18 protein-coding genes are annotated in these 21,033 nt (G+C 75.1%); 13 read left to right on the top strand and 5 right to left on the bottom strand.

All coding sequences use genetic code 11. The features are described from left to right. Positions 1 to 41 precede the first annotated feature (41 nt). The 7 genes from CS2_RS06620 (at position 42) to CS2_RS06590 (ending at position 7,413) form a co-directional block, all read left to right on the top strand. Positions 42 to 1,031: a bifunctional riboflavin kinase/FAD synthetase gene (locus tag CS2_RS06620; RefSeq protein ID WP_046528126.1), complete on the top strand. Its 990-nt coding sequence runs from the start codon at positions 42 to 44 to the stop codon at positions 1,029 to 1,031. A gap of 156 nt (positions 1,032 to 1,187) precedes the next feature. Continuing rightward, positions 1,188 to 1,457, top strand: a complete 270-nt coding sequence (rpsO, locus tag CS2_RS06615; RefSeq protein ID WP_046528127.1) for a 30S ribosomal protein S15 — start codon at positions 1,188 to 1,190, stop codon at positions 1,455 to 1,457. A 202-nt stretch (positions 1,458 to 1,659) separates the two neighbouring features. Further along, the gene (locus CS2_RS06610; protein ID WP_070319372.1) at positions 1,660 to 3,897 is read left to right on the top strand and encodes a polyribonucleotide nucleotidyltransferase; all 2,238 of its coding nucleotides are present in this window, start codon (positions 1,660 to 1,662) and stop codon (positions 3,895 to 3,897) included. Position 3,898: 1 nt separating this feature from the next. Beyond that, entirely contained in the window at positions 3,899 to 5,221 is a 1,323-nt protein-coding gene (locus tag CS2_RS06605) for a M16 family metallopeptidase (RefSeq protein ID WP_046528129.1), read from the top strand. A gap of 66 nt (positions 5,222 to 5,287) precedes the next feature. After that, positions 5,288 to 6,115 carry a helix-turn-helix domain-containing protein gene (locus CS2_RS06600; RefSeq protein WP_070319371.1) on the top strand — a complete coding sequence of 276 codons (828 nt, stop codon included), beginning with the start codon at positions 5,288 to 5,290 and terminating at the stop codon, positions 6,113 to 6,115. Positions 6,116 to 6,166: 51 nt separating this feature from the next. Next, positions 6,167 to 6,925 carry a 4-hydroxy-tetrahydrodipicolinate reductase gene (gene dapB / locus CS2_RS06595; RefSeq protein WP_082739933.1) on the top strand — a complete coding sequence of 253 codons (759 nt, stop codon included), beginning with the start codon at positions 6,167 to 6,169 and terminating at the stop codon, positions 6,923 to 6,925. Continuing rightward, entirely contained in the window at positions 6,922 to 7,413 is a 492-nt protein-coding gene (locus CS2_RS06590) for a tetratricopeptide repeat protein (RefSeq protein ID WP_070319370.1), read from the top strand. Before dapB ends, CS2_RS06590 begins: the two co-directional genes overlap by 4 nt. Before the next feature lie 19 nt (positions 7,414 to 7,432). On the opposite strand, the gene CS2_RS06585 is transcribed toward CS2_RS06590, so the two are convergent. From CS2_RS06585 to CS2_RS06570, 4 genes are all read right to left on the bottom strand, one after another. After that, the gene (locus tag CS2_RS06585) at positions 7,433 to 7,984 is read right to left on the bottom strand and encodes a GNAT family N-acetyltransferase (RefSeq protein ID WP_070319383.1); all 552 of its coding nucleotides are present in this window, start codon (positions 7,982 to 7,984) and stop codon (positions 7,433 to 7,435) included. A gap of 27 nt (positions 7,985 to 8,011) precedes the next feature. Continuing rightward, entirely contained in the window at positions 8,012 to 8,326 is a 315-nt protein-coding gene (locus tag CS2_RS19330; RefSeq protein ID WP_046528134.1) for an AzlD domain-containing protein, read from the bottom strand. Then, on the bottom strand, positions 8,323 to 9,027 hold the full coding sequence (locus CS2_RS19325) for an AzlC family ABC transporter permease (protein ID WP_082739932.1): 705 nt from the start codon (positions 9,025 to 9,027) through the stop codon (positions 8,323 to 8,325). The genes CS2_RS19330 and CS2_RS19325 overlap by 4 nt, the downstream gene beginning before the upstream one ends. Positions 9,028 to 9,122: 95 nt before the next feature. Continuing rightward, the gene (locus tag CS2_RS06570) at positions 9,123 to 10,592 is read right to left on the bottom strand and encodes an NAD-dependent succinate-semialdehyde dehydrogenase (protein WP_070319368.1); all 1,470 of its coding nucleotides are present in this window, start codon (positions 10,590 to 10,592) and stop codon (positions 9,123 to 9,125) included. 146 nt (positions 10,593 to 10,738) lie between these two features. Between CS2_RS06570 and CS2_RS06565 the strand changes: the two genes are divergently transcribed. The 4 genes from CS2_RS06565 (at position 10,739) to CS2_RS06550 (ending at position 14,804) form a co-directional block, all read left to right on the top strand. After that, positions 10,739 to 11,575 carry a thymidylate synthase gene (locus tag CS2_RS06565; RefSeq protein ID WP_046530455.1) on the top strand — a complete coding sequence of 279 codons (837 nt, stop codon included), beginning with the start codon at positions 10,739 to 10,741 and terminating at the stop codon, positions 11,573 to 11,575. Positions 11,576 to 11,580: 5 nt separating this feature from the next. Continuing rightward, complete coding sequence (locus tag CS2_RS06560) at positions 11,581 to 12,063, top strand: dihydrofolate reductase (protein ID WP_070319367.1); 483 nt, start codon at positions 11,581 to 11,583, stop codon at positions 12,061 to 12,063. A gap of 88 nt (positions 12,064 to 12,151) precedes the next feature. After that, a complete protein-coding gene (gene dapA, locus CS2_RS06555; protein ID WP_070319382.1) occupies positions 12,152 to 13,081 on the top strand; it encodes a 4-hydroxy-tetrahydrodipicolinate synthase in 930 nt (309 codons plus the stop codon). Between the two features lie 37 nt (positions 13,082 to 13,118). Then, positions 13,119 to 14,804 carry a ribonuclease J gene (locus CS2_RS06550; protein ID WP_046528137.1) on the top strand — a complete coding sequence of 562 codons (1,686 nt, stop codon included), beginning with the start codon at positions 13,119 to 13,121 and terminating at the stop codon, positions 14,802 to 14,804. A 92-nt stretch (positions 14,805 to 14,896) separates the two neighbouring features. Here CS2_RS06550 and CS2_RS06545 read toward each other — a convergent pair whose 3' ends face one another. Beyond that, positions 14,897 to 16,054 carry a DNA glycosylase AlkZ-like family protein gene (locus CS2_RS06545; protein WP_233421091.1) on the bottom strand — a complete coding sequence of 386 codons (1,158 nt, stop codon included), beginning with the start codon at positions 16,052 to 16,054 and terminating at the stop codon, positions 14,897 to 14,899. 130 nt (positions 16,055 to 16,184) lie between these two features. Between CS2_RS06545 and CS2_RS06540 the strand changes: the two genes are divergently transcribed. Both CS2_RS06540 and CS2_RS06535 read left to right on the top strand, forming a co-directional pair. Then, on the top strand, positions 16,185 to 18,800 hold the full coding sequence (locus CS2_RS06540; protein WP_082739930.1) for an FtsK/SpoIIIE family DNA translocase: 2,616 nt from the start codon (positions 16,185 to 16,187) through the stop codon (positions 18,798 to 18,800). Positions 18,801 to 18,811: 11 nt separating this feature from the next. After that, positions 18,812 to 20,977, top strand: a complete 2,166-nt coding sequence (locus tag CS2_RS06535) for a putative bifunctional diguanylate cyclase/phosphodiesterase (protein WP_070319365.1) — start codon at positions 18,812 to 18,814, stop codon at positions 20,975 to 20,977. The last annotated feature ends 56 nt before the right edge of the window (positions 20,978 to 21,033 follow it).

Genomic DNA, 21,033 nt, shown 5'->3' with positions numbered 1-21,033 from the left:
CCGCCGGGTCCCGCGTGCGCGGGGCGCAGAACGGAGCGGGTGTGCAGGTCTGGACCGACGTGTCGCAGGTGCCCACGGCGTGGGGGCCGTCCGTCGTGACGCTCGGCAACTTCGACGGCGTGCACCGCGGGCACGTCGCGGTGCTCACGCGCATGGTCGCGGACGCGCGCGCCGTGGGCGCGCACGCGGTCGCGGTGACGTTCACGCCCCATCCCGCGCAGGTGCACCGTCCGCTCGAGGCGCCCCCGCTGCTGCTGGGCGACGCCGACCGCCTCGAGCTGCTCGCGGGCACCGGGCTGGACGCCGCGCTGCTGGTGACGTACACGCTGGACTTCGCGCGGCAGTCGCCCGAGGAGTTCGTGCGCCGCTACCTGGTCGACGCGCTGCACGCGCGCACGGTCGTGGTGGGACGTGACGTGCGGTTCGGCTGGCAGAACGCCGGGGACCTCACGACGATGCGCCGGCTGGGGGAGCGGCACGGCTTCACGGTCGAGGTCATCGAGGACGTGCGTCCCGACGACGCCGACGAGCCGGGCGGCTACCGCCGCTGGTCCTCGACGTGGGTGCGCGAGCTGCTCGCGGCCGGCGACGTGCGGGCCGCGGCCGACGTGCTGGGGCGCACCCACCACGTGCGCGGCGTCGTCGTGCACGGCGACGCGCGGGGCCGTGAGCTGGGCTACCCGACGGCCAACCTCGGGCACGTCGCGGGCATGGTCCCGGCCGACGGCGTCTACGCGGGCTGGCTGCGGCGCGAACGACGCGCCGACGGCACGCCGGTGCCGGCCGCCGAGCGCGTGCTGCCCGCGGCGGTGTCGATCGGCACCAACCCGACGTTCGACGGTCACGACCGCCGCGTCGAGGCGTACGTGCTCGACCGCACCGACCTCGACCTCTACGACGACGAGGTCGCGCTCGAGCTCGTCGAGCGACTGCGGCCGACGCTGCGCTTCGACTCGGTCGAGGCCCTGCTCGAGCGCATGGCCCGCGACGTCGAGGACGTCCGCGCGGTGCTCGGGCTGCCGCGCGCCTGACGGCCGCGGGTCGTCGTCCTGCGCCCGCCGCCGGGAACGCCCGGACCAGGCGCCCTCGTGCGGTAGAGTTGGCGTGCCGTTCGACCGGCCGCGGACCGAGAGAGCCCGGGTGGACATGCCCCGGCGCACCGCGCAACGAGAAACCTGAGGAGCACCGTGTCGCTCGACCCCGCCACGAAGCAGGCCATCATGGCCGAGTACGCCACCCACGAGGGCGACACCGGCTCGCCCGAGGTCCAGATCGCCGTGCTGACGCGCCGCATCAACGACCTGAACGAGCACCTCAAGGAGCACAAGCACGACCACCACAGCCGTCGTGGTCTGCTCCTCCTGGTCGGGCGCCGTCGTCGCCTCCAGGCCTACCTGCAGAAGATCGACATCAACCGCTACCGCGCCCTCATCGAGCGGCTCGGCCTGCGTCGCTGAACCACCTGGACCAGCCCGGACCGTCACGGTCCGGGCTGGTCCTGCGTACGGGGTCGGTACCCCGCACGCACGCTCCACCGCAATCCACCGCGCCGACCCGCTCGTCCGGTCCTCGGTAGTGGCCCCCGGAACTCGTGTCCGGGTACCACGGTCGAAGACCGTCGCGGGGTGGGCGGCGCCTTCGAGAACAAGGAGGGCACCCGTGGAGGGTCCCGAGATCCAGTTCGCCGAGGCCGTGATCGACAACGGTCGCTTCGGCACCCGCACCGTCCGCTTCGAGACGGGCCGCATCGCCAAGCAGGCCGCCGGCTCCGCCGTGGCCTACCTCGACGACGACACGATGCTGCTGTCGGCCACGACGGCCGGCAAGCACCCGCGCGAGGGCTTCGACTTCTTCCCCCTGACGGTCGACGTCGAGGAGCGCCAGTACGCCGCGGGCAAGATCCCCGGCTCGTTCTTCCGTCGCGAGGGCCGTCCCTCGACCGACGCGATCCTCGCGTGCCGTCTCATCGACCGCCCGCTGCGCCCCCTGTTCGTCAAGGGCCTGCGCAACGAGGTCCAGGTCGTCGTGACGGTCCTGTCGATCAACCCCGACGACGCGTACGACGTGCTCGCGATCAACGCCGCGTCGATCTCGACGCAGCTGTCCGGCCTGCCGTTCTCCGGCCCCGTGGCTGCGACGCGCCTCGCGCTCGTCGACGGCCAGTGGGTCGCGTTCCCGCGCTACTCCGAGCGCGAGCGCTCGACGTTCGACATCGTCGTCGCCGGCCGCGTCGTCGGTGACGACGTCGCGATCGCGATGATCGAGGCCGACGCGCCCGAGGGCGCGTGGAACCTCATCCACGGCGGCGGCGGCACCGCGCCGACCGAGGAGGTCGTGGCGCAGGGCCTCGAGGCGTCCAAGCCGTTCATCAAGGCCCTCGTCGAGGCGCAGCAGCAGCTCGCGGCCCAGGCCGCGAAGGAGACGCAGACCTTCCCGACGTTCCCGGACTACCAGCCCGACGCGTTCGCCGCCGTCGAGCAGGCCGCGTCCGAGCGCCTGTCGGCCGCGCTGCAGATCGCCGGCAAGCAGGAGCGCGAGAACCGCCTCGACGAGATCAAGGCCGAGGTCGTCGGCGAGCTCGCGGAGCAGTTCGAGGGGCGCGAGAAGGAGATCTCCGCCGCGTACCGCTCGCTGCAGAAGCAGCTCATCCGCCAGCGCATCCTCACCGACGGCTTCCGCATCGACGGTCGCGGCCTGCGGGACATCCGCACGCTCTCGGCCGAGGTCGAGGTGCTGCCCCGCACGCACGGCTCGGCGCTGTTCGAGCGCGGCGAGACCCAGATCCTCGGCGTCACGACGCTGAACATGCTCCGCATGGAGCAGCAGATCGACTCGCTCTCGCCCGAGACGCGCAAGCGGTACATGCACCACTACAACTTCCCGCCCTACTCGACCGGCGAGACCGGCCGCGTGGGCTCGCCCAAGCGCCGCGAGATCGGCCACGGCGCGCTCGCCGAGCGCGCGATCGTCCCGGTCCTGCCGGCGCGTGAGGACTTCCCCTACGCGATCCGCCAGGTCTCCGAGGCGCTGGGCTCGAACGGCTCGACGTCGATGGGCTCGGTCTGCGCCGCGACGCTGTCGCTCCTCAACGCCGGTGTCCCGCTGCGCGCGCCCGTCGCGGGCATCGCGATGGGCCTGGTGTCCGACACGGTCGAGGGTGAGACCCGCTACGCGGCCCTCACCGACATCCTGGGCGCCGAGGACGCGTTCGGCGACATGGACTTCAAGGTCGCCGGCACGCGCGAGTTCGTCACCGCGATCCAGCTCGACACCAAGCTCGACGGCATCCCCGCCTCGGTGCTGGCCGGCGCGCTGACGCAGGCCAAGGAGGCGCGCCTCGCGATCCTCGACGTCATCGCCGAGGCGATCGACGTCCCGGACGAGATGAGCCCGTTCGCGCCCCGCGTGATCTCGGTCAAGGTGCCGGTCGACAAGATCGGCGAGGTCATCGGCCCGAAGGGCAAGATGATCAACCAGATCCAGGAGGAGACCGGCGCCGACATCTCCATCGAGGACGACGGCACGGTCTACATCGGCGCCACCGACGGTCCGTCGGCGGAGGCCGCGCGGGCGGCGATCAACGCGATCGCCAACCCGCACATGCCCGAGGTCGGCGAGCGCTTCGTCGGCACCGTGGTGAAGACGACGACGTTCGGCGCGTTCATCTCGCTGTCCCCGGGCAAGGACGGTCTGCTGCACATCTCGCAGATCCGCAAGCTCGTGGGCGGCAAGCGCGTCGAGAACGTCGAGGACGTCCTCAAGATCGGCCAGAAGGTCCAGGTCGAGATCGGTGAGATCGACCCGCGCGGCAAGCTCTCGCTGCACGCGGTGCTCGACGAGGCCGAGGCCGGGGCCCAGGACGAGGCAGCGGACGCGTCCGCCACCGCCGACGCCTGACGTGCCGCTCTCCCTCCCGTTGGTCGCCCCCGGTTCGCCGGGGGCTGACCTCGTCGTCGGGCAGGACGGAGGCGCCGCCGTGCGGCGCACCGTCCTGCCCGGGGGGGTCCGCGTGCTCACCGAGCACATGCCCGGCCTGCGCTCGGCCACGGTCGGGGCGTGGGTCGGCGTCGGCTCGCGCGACGAGACGTCGGGCCACTTCGGCTCGACGCACTTCCTCGAGCACCTGCTGTTCAAGGGCACGGCGCGGCGCACGGCGATGGACATCGCCGAGGCGTTCGACGCCGTCGGCGGCGAGGCCAACGCCGCGACCGGCAAGGAGCACACGTGCTACTACGCGCGCGTGCTCGACTCCGACGTGCCCATGGCGGTCGACGTCATCGCGGACATGGTGACCTCGGCGCGGCTCGACGCCGACGAGCTCGAGACCGAGCGCGGCGTCATCCTCGAAGAGCTCGCGATGAACGACGACGACCCGTCGGACGTCGCGCACGAGCAGTTCGCCGCCGCCGTGTTCGGCGACACGCCCCTCGGGCGGCCCATCGGCGGCACCCCGCAGGCCATCCGCGACGTGCCGCGCGACGCCGTGTGGGAGCACTACCGCGAGCACTACCGCCCCGAGACCCTCGTCGTCACCGCCGCCGGGGGAGTCGACCACGACGCCCTGTGCGCGCAGGTCGAGGCCGCGCTCGCCGCGGGCGGCTGGCCGCTCGACCCCACGGCCACGCCGCGTGCGCGCCGCACCGCCGGCGCCCCGGTGCCGCCCGCGGCGCTCGAGCTGACGATCCGCCGCTCGACGGAGCAGGCCAACGTCATCGTCGGCGGCCCCTGCCTCACCTCGACCGACCCGCGTCGGTTCGTGCTGTCGGTGCTGAGCGCCGCCCTGGGCGGCGGCATGTCCTCGCGGCTGTTCCAGGAGATCCGCGAGAAGCGCGGCCTGGCGTACTCGACGTACTCGTTCGCGACCGGCCACGCCGAGACCGGCCTGTTCGGGCTCTACGCGGGCTGCACGCCCGCACGCGTCGACGAGGTGACCGCGCTGATGGTCGCCGAGCTCGAGCGCATGGCCGACGCGCCCATGGGTGCGGCCGAGCTCACGCGCAGCATCGGCCAGCTGTGCGGCGGCCTCGTGCTCGGCATGGAGGACACCGGGTCGCGCATGAGCCGGCTCGGCAAGGCCGAGCTGGTCCACGGCGAGCTGCTCGACGTCGACGAGTCGCTCGAGCGCGTGCGCGCCGTGACGGCGGCGCAGGTGCAGGAGCTCGCGGCCGAGCTCGCGGCCGCGCCGCGCAGCGTCGTGCGCGTGGGCCCGTTCGGCGACTGACCTCGTCGGCCCGCGCCGGGCCCCGCGACGGGTCCCGGCGTCCGCCGCGCGCGGCATGATGGGGGCATGCCCGTCGCCGTCGACCACTACCGCCGGTACCCCGTCCCCGCCGTGCTGCGCGGCGTCGCCGAGCACGCGTGGGTCGCGCGCCACGCGGCGGGCGCCGACCACGTCGAGGTGCTGCTGCCCGACGGCCGCGGGCTCCTGCAGGTCGTGCGCGGCGCGGCCGGCGAGCTCGTCGACCCGCTCACGGGTGCGCGCACGCCCGACGGCGACGGCGTGCGCGGACCCCGGACGCACGCGGTCGTCGCGCGGCAGCGCGGACCCGTGGTGCGGCTGGGCGTGCAGCTGCACCCGCTGGGTCCGGCGCGGCTGCGCGCCGGCCGGCCCCTCGCGGACGCCTGGACCGCCCTCGACGACGTCCTCCCGGCCGGGACGGCGACGCGCGTGGGCGCGCTGCTCGACGAGGGCGCGGACGACGCGGCCGTCGCGGCGCTCCTCGACGCGCTGGCGGCCCGGCCGCGGCACGACGGCGCCGAGCTCGACCGCCTCGAGGACGCGATCGCGTACGTCGAGGCGCACCGCGGTCTCGTGCGCGCGAGCGACATCGCGCGCGAGGTCGCCGCGAGCGTCGGCGACCTGCACCGGTGGTGCACGACCCTGCTGGGCGTGACGCCCGCGCAGTACCTCGCGGCCGTGCGGTTCAGCACGTTCGTGCGCGAGTCCGTCGGCACCGGGCCGGTCGACGCGGCCGCGACGGTCGCGACGGTCGAGTGGTTCGTGGACGCGGGCTACCCGCCGCGCGAGGTCGAGCGGTTCACGGGCCTGCCGCCCGTCGAGCTGCGTCGTCTGGCCGAGCACCTCGCGCAGCGGCTGGGGCCCGCCGGCGTCTGACGGGCTGGACCCGTCCGTCGGGTGCGGGTGCCGCCGGTTAGGGTGCGAGGCGTGAACGAACCGATCCGCGTGGCCGTGCTGGGAGCGTCCGGACGCATGGGGGGCACCACGGTGCGCGCCGTGCAGGAGGCGGACGGGCTCGAGCTCGTCGCGACCCTGGACGCCGGGGACGACCTGCGCGCGGTCGTCGACGCGGGCGCCCACGTCGCGGTCGACTTCACGGTCCCGTCGGTCACCGAGGACCACGTGCACACGCTCGTCGACGCGGGCGTGCACGCGGTCGTCGGGACGACGGGGTGGGACGACGCGTCGTTGGGCCGGGTGCGCGACCACCTGGTCCGCGCGCCGGGGGTGGGGGTCGTGGTCGCACCGAACTTCGCGCTCGGTGCGGTGCTCGCGATGGCCTTCGCACGGCAGGCCGCCCGGTGGTTCGAGTCGGCGGAGGTCGTCGAGCTGCACCACCCCGACAAGGTCGACGCGCCGTCCGGGACGGCGCGCCACACCGCGCAGGGCATCGCCGCGGCGCGCGCTGCCGCGGGCCTGGGCCCGGTGCCGGACGCGACGACGCAGGCCGTCGACGGCGCGCGCGGCGCCGACGTCGACGGTGTGCGCGTGCACGCGGTGCGGCTGCGGGGTCTCGTCGCGCACGAGGAGATCCTGCTCGGCAACGCGGGCGAGATGCTCACGATCCGGCACGACTCGTTCGACCGCGTGAGCTTCATGCCCGGCGTGCTGCTCGCGGTCCGTCGCGTCGTCGACCGGCCGGGCCTGACGGTCGGTCTCGAGGACCTGCTGGACCTGCACGCATGACCGACGCCCCGCGCACGCGCCGTCGCCGGACGGGCCTCGTCGCCGCCGTCGCGCTGAGCGCGCTGCTCGCGCTCTACGTGTGGCTGGTGGGCGTGCGCGCCGTGCAGCTCATGGGCACGGGCGAGCCCGTCGGCGTCGCGCTGGGTGTCGCGTTCCTCGTGGCGCCGCTGCTGGTGCTCGCGCTGATCGTGCGCGAGTGGCTGCTGGCGCTCGACGTGCAGCGCATGGCGGACGCGCTCGCGGCGGCCGGCGAGCTGCCGGTCGACGACCTGCCGCGCTCCCCGGGCGGTCGCGTCGACCGTGCCGCGGCCCGCGCCGCGTTCGAGCCGCACCGGGAGCGCGTCGACGCGTCGCCCGACGACTGGCGCGCGTGGTACCACCTCGCGTTCGCCTACGACGCGGCGGGCGACCGCTCGCGTGCGCGGGCCGCGCTGCGGACCGCGAGCCGTCTGCACCGCGGCCGACCGACCCGCACCGAGCTGCCCTGACGCCCTCGGCCGGCGGCGGTCAGATGCCCGCGTACCAGCGGCGCTCGACCACGACGTGCGCCTCCTCGTCGGGGCCGGGCCCGGTGGCGAGCCGACGCGTCAGGCCGTCGGGCCCCAGCCCGGCGCCCTCGAGGAACTGCTCGCGCGCGGCGTCGCCCTCGATCACCCAGGTCTGCACCTGGTCGGCGCCGTCGGCGCGCAGCAGGTCGACCGCCGCGGCCAGCAGCCGTGAGCCGTGGCCGCCGCGCTGCGCCTGCGGGTCGACCTCGAGCGCGAGCACGACGCCCGCGGGCGCGTCGGTCGGGTCGGGCGCGGGGATCGGCGCGACCGACGCGAAGCCCACGAGGTGCGGGCCGTCGCACGCGACGAGCACGTGGTACCCGGGGCCCGGGGGAGCGGTGACGGCCTGCGCCCACTGCGCGACGAACGCGTCCTCGTCGAGCGAGCCGAGCACGACCTCACCCAGCACGTCGGCGTGCGCGGTGCGCCACGCGGCGAGCTGGATGTGCGCGATGCGGGTCTCGTCGCCGGGCACGGCGGGGCGCACGGACACGTCGGCGGTGGGGGGCAGCACCCGGCGAGCCTAACGCGCGGTCCGTCAGGGCATGCCGAGCAGGCGCAGCCCCGCGGCGGTCGCCGCGGCGAGCAGCACGACCACGACGAACGGCGCGCGCAGCGCCAGCGCGACCGCCGCGACGACGAGCGCGGGCAGCCGCGCGTCGAGCGTGAGCCGGCCGCCGGTCGTGGCGGTCTGCACGGCGACCAGGGCGGCGAGCAGCGCGACCGTGACGAGCGCGGCGACCCGGGCGACGCGGGGTTGCGCGAGCCAGTGCTCGGGCAGCAGGTGACCGGCGAGCTTGATGCCCAGGCAGGCGAGCCCCGCGAGCAGCACGGCGAACCAGAGCCCGGTCACGCGGCACCGCCGGGTGCCGGGGCGGCCGGCGGCGGGCCCGTGCTGACGAGCCCGACGACGACGGCGACGAGCGCCGCGAGGAGCACGGGCACGCCGGCGGGCAGGACGGGCGTGGTCGCGAGCGCGACGACCACGGCGGCGACCGCCACGACCTGCGCGGTGCGACCCGCGAGCCGGGGCCAGACGAGCGCGAGGAACGCGGCGGCCGCGGCGGCGTCCAGGCCGTAGGCGCGCGGGTCGCCGAGCCGGTCGCCCGCGAGGGCGCCGACGAGCGTGAACAGGTTCCACAGCAGGTAGATGCCGAGCCCGGTCCACCAGAACCCGACGCGCGCCGCCGCCCGCGTCGGCTGCGCCGTGGCGACGGCCGTCGACTCGTCGATCGTCAGGTGCGCGGCGGGCAGGCGCCGGCGCGACGGCAGCGCGAGGAGCGGCGCGAGCTGCGCGCCGTACAGGCCGTTGCGCGCGCCCAGCAGCGCGGCGGACGCGACGGCCGCGCCCGCGGCACCCCCGGCGCCGACCACGCCGATGAACGCGAACTGCGACCCGCCCGAGAACATCAGCAGGCTGAGCGCCATGGTCTGCGGCACGTCGAGCCCGGCGGCGACGGACAGCGCGCCGAACGACACGCCGTACAGCCCCGTGGCGACCGACACCGAGACCGCCTGCCGTCGTGCGGCGGTCACGGGGTCGAGCGGTGTCACGCGGTCACTGTCGCACACGCCCTCGAGCGGTCCGCCGCGGCGTCCACGGGGCGACCGCCGCGGGCCGGGCCCGGACGCGGCGCGGCGGCTCCCGGTCAGAGCGCGACGTACACGGGCTCGAGGTACTCCTCGATGCCGGCCTCGCCGCCCTCGCGGCCGAGGCCCGAGGTCTTGACGCCGCCGAACGGTGCGGTCGCGTCGGACACCATGCCGCGGTTGATGCCGATCATCCCGGCCTCGACGTCCTCGACGAGCCGCATGGCCCGCGCCAGGTCGCGCGTGTACGCGTACGCGACGAGACCGAACGGCGTCCCGTTCGCCAGGCGCAGCGCCTCGGCGTCGTCGTCGAACGTCACGACGGGCGCGACGGGTCCGAACGTCTCCTCGGTGACGACACGCGCGTCGGGCGCGACGCCGGCGAGCACGGTCGGCGCGAAGAAGTAGCCGCTGCGCCGCAGCGGGTCGCCGCCCGTCCGCACGGTCGCACCGCCGTCCGCGGCCTCGGCGACGACGTCCGCGACCCGCTCGACGGCGGCGCGCTCGATCAGCGGCCCGACGGTCACGCCGGGCTCGGCGCCGTGCCCGACGACGAGCGCGTCGAACGCGGCGGTGAGCCGGGCCGTGAACTCCTCGGCGACGGACGCGTGCACGAGGAAGCGGTTGGCGGCGACGCAGGTCTGCCCGCTGTTGCGCATCTTGGCCTGCACGGCGCCCTCGACCGCGGCGTCGAGGTCGGCGTCCGCGAAGACGAGGAACGGCGCGTTGCCGCCCAGCTCCATCGACGTGCGCAGCACGTGCGGCGCGGCGGCCGCGAGCAGCGTCGCGCCCACCTGGGTCGAGCCCGTGAAGGACAGCTTGCGCAGGCGGGGGTCCGCGAGCAGCGGCTCGCTGATGCGCCGCGCCGACGACGACGGGACGACGTTGAGGACGCCCGCGGGCAGGTCGCGGGCCTCGAGCTCGGCGCGGATCAGCTCGGCGACGTACGCGGTCGTCAGGGGCGTGAGCTGCGCGGGCTTGACGACGCACGTGCACCCGGCGGCGAGCGCCGGTGCGACCTTGCGGGCGATCATCGCGACCGGGAAGTTCCAGGGCGCGACGAGCAGCGCGGGGCCGACCGGGTGTCGCAGCACGAGCTGGTGGTGCGTGCCGGCCGGTGCGCGGCGCGCGAGCCCGTCGAGCCGCACGGCCTGCTCGCCGTACCAGCGCACGTAGTCGGCCGCGTACGCGACCTCGGCGCGGGACTCCGCGAGAGGCTTGCCGCCCTCGGCCGTGACGAGCGCGGCGACGTCCTCGGCACGCGCCGTGAGCACGTCGTACACCGCGCGCAGCAGGTCGGCCCGTCGGCGGGGCGACGTGCGTCGCCACGGCTCGGCGGCCTCGACGGCCGCGTCGAGCGCGTCGCGCGCGTCCCGCTCGTCGGCGTCCGCGACCTCGAACAGCGTCGTGGCCGTCGCGGGGTCCTCGACCGCGAACGTCGCGCCCGAGCGTGCGGGGCGCCACCGGCCCCCGACGAGCAGCCCGGTGGGCAGGTGGGCGGCGACCGAGGGGGGCAGCGACGTGCTCATGCGCGCCATCCTCGCCGCGTGGCGGCGCGCCCGCCAACCGCGGGGTGAGGGTCCCGCACCGGACGGCACGCCCGTGACGGGGTTCGCGGTCGCGGCGCGCCGGACGCCGGGCCCGTGCGTCGGCGCGGGGGTGCGACGATGTGCCCATGGCCGACCTCGCCGCCGCGCCCGTCGCGCTCCCCGCCACCGTGCCCACGCCGTACGAGGACCTGCTGCGGCACGTCCTGACCACCGGCACCCCGAAGGCCGACCGCACCGGCACCGGGACGCGCTCGGTGTTCGGGCACCAGATGCGGTTCGACCTGCGGGCCGGTTTCCCGCTCGTCACGACCAAGCGGGTGTTCTTCCGCGGGGTCGCCGAGGAGCTGTTCTGGTTCCTGCGCGGCGAGTCGAACATCGCCTCGCTCGTCGCCAAGGACGTCCACATCTGGGACGAGTGGGCCGACGCCGACGGTGAGCTCGGCCCGGTCTACGGCGTGCAGTGGCGGTCCTGGCCGACGCCCGACGGCGGGCACGTCGACCAGCTGACGACGCTCCTGTCCGAGCTGCGGTCGAACCCGGACTCGCGCCGCCACGTCGTCTCGGCGTGGAACGTCGCGGCGCTCGACGACATGGCGCTCGTGCCGTGCCACGCGTTCTTCCAGTTCTACGTCGCCGACGGTCGGCTCTCGTGCCAGCTGTACCAGCGCTCGGCCGACCTGTTCCTCGGGGTGCCGTTCAACATCGCGTCGTACGCGCTGCTGACCCACATGGTCGCGCAGCAGGTCGACCTCGAGGTCGGCGACCTGGTGTGGACCGGCGGCGACTGCCACGTCTACGACAACCACGTCGACCAGGTGCGCGAGCAGCTCACGCGCGAGGCGTACCCGGCGCCGCAGCTGCACCTGCGGCGCGCCGCGTCGCTGTTCGACTACACGTGGGACGACGTCGAGGTGGTCGGGTACCGGCACCACCCGGCCATCGCGGCGCCCGTGGCGGTCTGAGCGCGGTGATCGGGCTGGTCTGGGCGCAGACGCCCGCCGGGGTCATCGGCGACGGCGGCGGCATCCCGTGGCACGTGCCGGAGGACATGGCGCACTTCCGCGAGGTCACGGCCGGCGGCACCGTCGTCATGGGGCGTGCGACCTGGCAGTCGCTGCCCGAGCGCTTCCGCCCCCTGCCGGGCCGGCGCAACGTGGTGCTGTCGCGCGACCCGGGGTTCGACGCCCCCGGCGCGGACGTGCTGGCGGACCTCGACGCCGCGCTCGCGACCGCGCGCGACGTGTGGGTCATCGGCGGGGGAGCGGTCTACGCCGCGGCGCTCGACCGCGCCGACGTGCTCGAGGTGACCGTCGTCGACCTCGACGTGCCGGGGGACACGACGGCGCCCGCGATCGGCCCCGGCTGGCGGTGCGTCGCCGGCGGTCAGGACGCGCCGTGGCTCGTGTCCCGCACGGGCGCCCGCTACCGCTTCGACACGTGGCGGCGCTGACGCGCCCGTCGGTCGCGGGCGCGGGCCCGGCCGACCGGCGCACGGGACGCCGCCGCGCGCGGCCGTGCCCGGGCGGTACCGTGTGCGCATGCCTGCCGTGACCTCCGCCACCCACCCGTTCGGGTCGCTGCTGTCGGCGATGGTCACCCCGATGACCGCCGACGGCGCGATCGACCTCGAGGCGACGGTCCGGCTCGCGCAGCACCTCGTCGACGCGGGTCACGACGGCCTCGTGCTGAACGGCACCACGGGGGAGTCCTCGACCACGCACTCGCCCGAGAAGGCCGCGGTCGTCGAGGCGGTCGTCGAGGCCGTGGGCGACCGCGCGTACGTCGTCGCGGGCGCCGGCTCCAACGACACCGCGCACGCGGTCCGCATGGCCGAGCAGGCCGCGGCCGCCGGTGCGCACGGCCTGCTCGTCGTGACGCCCTACTACTCGCGGCCCTCGCAGGAGGGCGTCGTGCGGCACGTCACCGCCGTCGCCGACGCGACCGACCTGCCCGTCATGCTCTACGACGTCCCCGGGCGCGCGGTCGTCCGGCTCGCCCCGGGCACGGTCGACCGGCTCGCGGCGCACGACCGCGTCGTGGCGATGAAGGACGCGTCGGGCGACGTGGTCGAGGCCGCCCGCGCGATCCCGCGCACGGGGTTGGCGTGGTACAGCGGCGACGACGCGCTCGCGCTCGCGTTCCTCGCGCACGGCGCCGTCGGCCTCGTCGGCGTGACGACGCAGGTCGCGCCGGCCGCGTTCGCGCGCTTCTTCGCCGCGTGGCACGCGGGCGACGCCGCCGGTGCGCTCGCCGTGCTGCGCGAGGTCCTCCCGGCCGTCACGGCCGTCAACGGCGCGGGCTTCCAGGCCTCCGCCGCCAAGGCCGCGCTCGTCGAGCTCGGCCTCCTGAGCAGCCGCGCGATGCGGCTGCCCCTCGTCCCCTTCACCGACGACGAGGCCGCGCACGTGCGCGCCGGTCTGGCCGCCAGCGGGCTGCTCGACGTCGTCGCGGGCGCCGACCGGGCATGACGCACGGGTCGGCACCCACCGATCACCCAGGAGATCCATGAGTCACCCCCACCCCGACCTCACCCTGCCGCCGCCGCTGCCGGAGGGCGGCCTGCGGATCGTCCCGCTCGGCGGCCTCGGCGAGGTCGGGCGCAACATGGCCGTGCTGGAGTACGGCGGGCGCCTGCTCGTCATCGACTGCGGCGTGCTGTTCCCCGAGGACCACCAGCCCGGCGTCGACCTGATCCTGCCGGACTTCGACTACATCCGGGACCGGCTCGACGACATCGACGCGATCGTCCTCACGCACGGCCACGAGGACCACATCGGTGCCGTGCCGTACCTGCTGCGGCTGCGCCGCGACATCCCGCTGGTGGGCTCGCAGCTCACGCTCGCGTTCGTCGAGGCCAAGCTCAAGGAGCACCGCATCACGCCGCTGACGCTCGCGGTGCGCGAGGGCCAGGTCGAGACGCTCGGCGCGTTCGAGTGCGAGTTCGTCGCGGTCAACCACTCGATCCCCGACGCCCTCGCCGTCGCCGTGCGCACGCCGGCCGGGACCGTGCTGCACACCGGCGACTTCAAGATGGACCAGCTGCCGCTCGACGGCCGCATCACGGACCTGCGGGCGTTCGCGCGCCTGGGCGAGCAGGGCGTCGACCTGTTCATGGTCGACTCGACCAACGCCGAGGTGCCCGGCTTCGTCACGCCCGAGCGCGAGATCGGCCCCGTGCTCGACCAGGTGTTCGCGGAGTCGACGGGGCGCGTCGTCGTGGCGTCGTTCGCGTCGCACGTCCACCGCGTCCAGCAGGTCATCGACGCGGCCGTCGCGAACGAGCGCAAGGTCGCCCTGGTCGGGCGGTCGATGGTGCGCAACATGGGGATCGCCGCCGAGCTGGGCTACCTGCGGGTGCCCGACGGCGTGCTGGTCGACCAGAAGCAGATCGAGAAGCTCGCGGACGACCGGGTCGTGCTCATGTGCACGGGCTCGCAGGGCGAGCCGATGGCCGCGCTGTCGCGGATCGCCAACGGCGACCACAAGGTCTCCGTGGGCCCGGGCGACACGGTCGTGCTCGCGTCGAGCCTCATCCCGGGCAACGAGAACGCGGTCTTCCGCGTCATCAACGGGCTGATGCGGCTCGGGGCGCGCGTCGTGCACTCCGGCAACGCGAAGGTGCACGTCTCGGGCCACGCGAGCGCCGGCGAGCTCCTGTACTGCTACAACATCCTGCGTCCGCGCAACGTCATGCCCGTGCACGGCGAGGTGCGGCACCTCATCGCGAACGCCGCGCTCGCGGTGCGCACCGGCGTCCCGGCCGACCGGGTCGTGCTCGCCGAGGACGGCGTCGTGGTCGACCTCGTCGACGGTCGCGCGAGCGTCGTCGGGGCCGTGCCGTGCGGGTACGTGTACGTCGACGGCTCGAGCGTCGGCGAGCTGACGGAGGCCGAGCTCAAGGACCGCCGGATCCTCGGCGACGAGGGCTTCGTGTCGATCTTCGCGGTCGTGTCCTCCGCCGACGGGACGGTGCTCGCCGGCCCGCAGATCCACGCGCGCGGCGTCGCCGAGCAGGACGACGTCTTCGACGGCGTGCTCCCGGACCTCACGGCCGCGCTCGAGGAGGCCGTGCGCGGCGGCGCGACCGACACGCACCAGCTGCAGCAGGTCATGCGGCGCGTCGTGGGCCGCTTCGTGTCCAACAAGCTGCGCCGTCGCCCGATGATCATCCCGGTGGTCGTCGAGGCCTGAGCCGGAGCGGAGCGCAGGCGCGGACCGACCACGGTTCGAGGCCTGAGCCGGAGCGCAGCGGACGGTGACGGTGCGGGTGTGAGCCCGCACCGTCACGTCACGTCGACGCCGCGGAACGCGGCGAGCAGGCGGTGCTGCTCGTCGACGGCGTGGCGCAGCGCGTCGTCCCACGGCGTCCACGGCTCGACCTCGAGTGCGAGGCTCCGGCCGCGCGTCCGCGGACGCCACGTGCCGACGACCTCGCCGTCGGCGAGCACGGCGCCCGGCCGCCCCAGCGTGGGCCACAGGGTGCGACGGAGGGCGGGGTCGGGCACCACGACGTCGCGGTCGCGCGCCTGCAGCCAGAGGTCGAAGGGGCCGAGCAGCCGCACGACGCCGGTCGGCGCGGGTGCGGCGAGAAGCGCGTCGAGGTCGTCGGCCAGCACCTGGGCGGGACGACCGTCCACGAGGACGTCGACGGCGTCGTCGGGCCAGCGCGCTGCGACGTCCGCGGGGGCGGCGTCGAGGAATGTCGCGACGTCGCGACGCGTGGTCGGTCCGAGCAGGTGCAGCGCGCCGTGCACGAGGTCGAGGGGCGCGCCGGGCGGGGCCGGCGTGGTGTCGCCGACGCGGGTCGACGTCCACCGGGGCACGCGGCGCAGCACGGGTGGCGACGTGCCGGGCTCGAGCTCGAGGCCCGCGTGGAGCGCCGCGAGCCGGAACGTCTGCTCGTAGGCGTGCGTGGCCCCGCAGGGGCGGCACTCGCGCAGGTACGGCGCGGGCAGCAGCGCGGTGAGCGCTGTCGAGACCTCGCCCTTGACCCGGGGGCGGTCGACGACCTCGCGCAGGGCGCTCGCGACCCGGCCGAGCGCCGCGGCGGGGCCGATGCCCGCGGCGCGCAGGGGCCGGGCCGCGTCGAAGATGCGCCGCGCGGCGTCGTCGTCCGACCACGGGCGCACGGCGCGCTCGACATCCCGCAGGCCGGCGCGGCGGTACGCGTGCGGCGCGCCCCGCAGCGTCCATGCGTAGGCGAGGACGTCGGGGTGCTCGCGCGCCCGCGTCGCGACGCCCCGGACGGCGAGAGCCCACAGCGCCCCGTCGGGTCCCGTGTCCTGGACGCCCAGGTCGAGGACGTGCGCGTCCGTCGGGTCGGCCGCCGACGACGGCGGGCGCGTGAGCTGTTGCACGTGCGCGCGGTGGCGCAGCGCGGTCCCACGGTCGACCGACGGCGTGGCGCCGGTGCCGGCGGCTCGACGTGGCGTGCGTGCCATGCGGGCATCGTGGCACGGGGCGCCGACACCCGTCCGACGGGCGTCGTGCGGACGGGACGGCGCAGGTCGGTGCGCGACACGGACGTGCGCCGACGACGCTCCGGCCCGACCCACCGCTACCGTGAGGACCATGGCGACCCGTACGACCCCAGGCACTGCGCGCTCGACGCGCGCCTCCGGAGCGTCGTCGCGGTCGCCCCAGGGCGGCAGGGCGGGCGGCGGGTCGCGTCCCGCCGCCCGCAAGCCCGCCGAGCCCCCGCGCCCGCCCCTGCCGCTGCGGATGCTGCGCGGCGCGTGGATGGGCGTCGCGCACGTCGTGGGCGGCACCGCCCGGCACGTCGGCGCAGGAGCGCGCGACCTCGACCCGGCGCACCGGCGCGACGGTCTGGCGCTCACGCTGCTCGGCCTCGCGGTGGTCGTCGCCGCACGCGAGTGGTGGGACCTGTCCGGCACTGCGGGCGACGTGATCCACAACGTCGTGGCCGGGACGTTCGGGGTCGTCGGCGTCGCGGTGCCGGTCGTGCTGCTGGGCGTGTCGGTGCGCCTCATGCGGCACCCCGAGCGCGTCCAGGCCAACTCGCGCATCGGCATCGGCCTGAGCGCGATCACGATCGCGGTCTGCGGGATCGTGCACCTCACGCACGGGCAGCCGGGCACGCAGGACATGGCGGCCGTCCGTGCGGCCGGCGGCATCGTCGGGTTCGCCGTCGGCACGCCGCTCGCGACGCTGCTGACCCCCGTGGTCGCCGGCCTGCTGCTCGGGATCCTCGCGTTCTTCGGCGTGCTGGTCGTCACCGCCACCCCCGTGCACCAGATCGGACCGCGCCTGCAGGGCCTGTACCGGCGCCTGACCGGCCAGCACGAGAGCGCGGCGGTCGAGGACGACGAGGACGCGCCGCTGGTGATCGAGGCGCTGCACAGCGCGCGGCCCGAGCCGCCCGCGAAGAAGCGCCGCTCGCTGCTCGGCCGGCGTCGCGCGGACGACGTCCCCGACCCCGACGACCGGCGCCTCGACGAGTACGAGGGCGACGAGGCGTTCGAGCGTGCCGCCCAGGTCCACCACGAGGACCTCGACGACGTCGACGACGTCCCCGACGTGGTCGAGACGCGGCGCATGCCGCCCGCGGCCCCCACCGCGCCGACCGCGGTCGTCACGCCCGAGCTCACCGCCCCGGCCCCGACCGGCGTGCCGCGCGGCGAGCAGCCGATGCTCGAGGGCGACGTCGTCTACCTGCTGCCGCACGAGGACGCGCTCGCCAAGGGGGCGCCGCACAAGGTGCGCTCCGCCGCGAACGACCGCGTGGTCGAGTCGCTGACGTCGGTGCTTGAGCAGTTCCAGATCGACGCGCAGGTCACCGGGTTCACCCGTGGCCCCACCGTCACGCGGTACGAGGTCGAGCTCGGGCAGGGCGTCAAGGTCGAGCGCGTCACGGCGCTGAGCAAGAACATCGCGTACGCGGTCGCGAGCGCCGACGTGCGCATCCTGTCGCCGATCCCCGGCAAGTCCGCCATCGGCATCGAGATCCCCAACACCGACCGCGAGACCGTCGCGCTCGGCGACGTGCTGCGCTCGAGCGCCGCGAAGCGGTCCGAGCACCCCATGGTGATCGGGGTCGGCAAGGACGTCGAGGGCGGCTACGTCGTCGCGAACCTCGCGAAGATGCCCCACCTGCTCGTCGCGGGCGCCACCGGCGCGGGCAAGTCGTCGTTCGTCAACTCGATGATCGTCTCGATCCTCATGCGGTCCACGCCCGACGAGGTCCGCATGATCCTCGTCGACCCCAAGCGCGTCGAGCTCACGCTGTACGAGGGCATCCCGCACCTCATCACGCCCATCATCACCAACCCCAAGAAGGCCGCCGAGGCCCTCGAGTGGGTGGTCAAGGAGATGGAGGCGCGGTACGACGACCTCGCGATGTTCGGCTACAAGCACATCGACGACTTCAACGCCGCGGTCCGCGCGGGCAAGGTCAAGCCGCTGCCGGGCTCCGAGCGCAAGATCGCGACCTACCCGTACCTGCTGGTCATCGTCGACGAGCTCGCCGACCTCATGATGGTCGCCCCCCGCGACGTCGAGGCGTCCATCCAGCGCATCACGCAGCTCGCGCGCGCCGCCGGCATCCACCTCGTGCTCGCGACGCAGCGACCGTCGGTCGACGTCGTCACCGGCCTCATCAAGGCCAACGTGCCGTCGCGTCTCGCGTTCGCGACGTCGTCCCTCACCGACTCGCGCGTCGTCCTCGACCAGCCGGGCGCCGAGAAGCTCATCGGCCAGGGTGACGCGCTGTTCCTGCCGATGGGCGCGGCCAAGCCGATGCGCACGCAGGGCGCGTGGGTCGCCGAGTCCGAGATCCACGCCGTCGTCGAGCACGTCAAGGCGCAGCTCAAGCCCGTCTACCGCGAGGACGTCACGGTCGTCGCCGCCAAGAAGCAGGTCGACGAGGACATCGGCGACGACCTCGACCTGCTGCTGCAGGCCGCCGAGCTGGTCGTCACGACCCAGTTCGGCTCGACCTCGATGCTGCAGCGCAAGCTGCGGGTCGGCTTCGCCAAGGCCGGGCGGCTCATGGACCTGCTCGAGTCCCGCGAGATCGTCGGCCCCTCCGAGGGGTCGAAGGCGCGCGAGGTCCTCGTGCAGCCCGACGACCTGCCCGGCACGCTCGCGATGCTGCGCGGCGACACGGGTGCCGCGGACGGGCCGGACGACGAGGAGAGGGACGGCGGGCCCGAGCCCGCCGACGACTGAGCGGCCGTCCGGTGGGCGCAGACCTGGTCGGACCGTACGGCGTCGTCAGCGCTGTCATCGCGCTCGTCGCGATCGTCTCCCTCGTGACCGTGCTGGTGCTGCTGCGGCGCGAGCGCGCGCAGACGCGGCGCAACGCCGAGCTCGTGCACGTGGCCCGGCAGCTGCGCCGGCGGTACGACGCGCTGCAGAGCGTCACGCACGAGGGTGTCGTCGTGCAGTCGCACGACGCGCGCGTGCTGGACCTGTCCGAGCGCGCGGCCGAGATCCTGGGCGTGGCCCGCGACGCGGTCGTGGGCGTCGCGGTCGCGGACCTGCCGCTCGTGCTGCTCGACGACCGGGGGCTGGCGGTGAGCCCCGCGCAGGTGCTCGGTCGCCACGGCGAGCCGGAGCGCACCACGGTGGTCACGCTCGTCCCGCCGCTGGCGGGTGCGCGTCCGTCGGTCGTCCAGGTCACGAGCCGCGGCGTGCCCGCCGACGACGACGAGGCCGCCGTGCTGACCACGGTCGTCGACATCACCGCGCGCCGCGACGTCGAGGTCGCGCTGTCGCGCAGCGAGACGCAGTTCCGCGTCGCGATGGAGAACGCGCCGATCGGGATGGCGCTCGTCGACCTCGAGTGGCGCATCACCGAGGCCAACGTCGCGCTCGCCGAGCTGCTCGGGACCCACGTGCAGGCCCTGCGCGGGTACCCCATGGCGGACCTCAGCGCGCCCGAGGACCACGCGGCCCAGCGGGCGGCGACCGACCGGCTCCTGGGCGGCGGCCAGCAGCGCTTCTCGCTCGAGATGCGGTGCCGGCGCGCGGACGAGCAGCTCGTCTGGGTCGTGCTCGACGCGGCGCTCGTGCGCGGCGCCGACGGCCGGCCCGACCACTTCGTCGTCCAGGTGCGCGACGCGACGGAGTCCCGCATGCAGGCCGAGATGCTCACGCACCGGGCCATGCACGACCCCCTGACCGGGCTGGCCAACCGCACGCTGCTGCAGGAGGTGCTGCACACGGCGTTGTCGCAGCCGGGCGCGGTCGACCGGGTGTCGGTGCTCGCGTGCGACCTCGACGGCTTCAAGGCGGTCAACGACCGGTACGGCCACGCCGCCGGCGACGACATCCTCGTGCACGTCGCGGGCGTGCTGCGCGCCGCGACGGCCGGCGGCGGCACGGTCGCGCGGCTGGGGGGCGACGAGTTCGTCGTGGTGCTGCAGTCGGTGCACGCGGCGCGCGCGGTGTTCGAGGTCGCCAACGCGATCCACGCCGGGCTCGCGGAGCCCGTGCGGGTGGGGCGACGCCGCCTCGCGGTGGCCGCCAGCGTGGGCATCGCGCTCGCGGACCAGCACCTCGTGGACGCCGGCGCCCCGACGCTCCTCGCTGCGGCCGACGCGGCCCTCTACCGCGCGAAGCAGGGCGGCCGCGGCCGCACCGAGGTGTACGACGCGTCGATGGAGCTGTCCACCGCCCCGACCCTGCAGCGCGAGATCGTGCACGCGATCGAGCACGACGAGCTCGTCGTGCACTACCAGCCGATCGTCGACCTGTCGGACGCCCGGGTCGTCGGGTACGAGGCGCTCGTGCGGTGGCAGCACCCGCAGCGCGGCCTGCTGCTGCCGGGCGCGTTCCTCCCGCACCTCCAGGAGGCGGGCGTGTCGGTGCTGCTCGGGCAGTTCGTGGCGTCGCGCGTCGTGGAGTTCCTGGCGCGCACCGCCGACGACGCGCGCTGGGTGTCCGTCAACGTGTCGGCCGACCAGCTGGGGGACTCCGAGCTCGCGACGCGACTCCTGCAGGACCTGTCGCGGCACCGCGTGACGGCGGGGCGGCTGGTGCTCGAGCTGACGGAGTCCTCGCTCGTGGCGTCCGGGACCCGGATCCGTCACGAGCTGACCCAGCTCTCCGCCGCGGGCGTGCCGATCCTGCTCGACGACTTCGGGACCGGTGTCTCGCCGTTGTCGTACCTGCGTGACCTGCCCGTCGCGGGCGTCAAGCTCGACATGTCGTTCACGTCAGGCATCCCGCACGACCCGACCGCCGGCAAGGTGACACGTGCGCTCGGCGCGCTCGCGCGCGAGCTCGCGATGGTGACGATCGCGGAGGGCATCGAGAACGAGGAGCAGGCCGACTTCCTGCGCCGCAACGGCTGGCGCTACGGCCAGGGGTGGCTCTACGGCGGCGCGCTGCCGCTCGCCTGAGGCGCGCCGTCACCGCCGGGCGCGCGTCCTGGACCCGTGACCTGCGAGATGCCGGT

The organism is Cellulomonas iranensis NBRC 101100 = JCM 18110, assembly GCF_001552375.1.
GTDB lineage: Bacteria > Actinomycetota > Actinomycetes > Actinomycetales > Cellulomonadaceae > Cellulomonas > Cellulomonas iranensis.
This window is presented reverse-complemented; position numbering and strand designations above follow the sequence as displayed.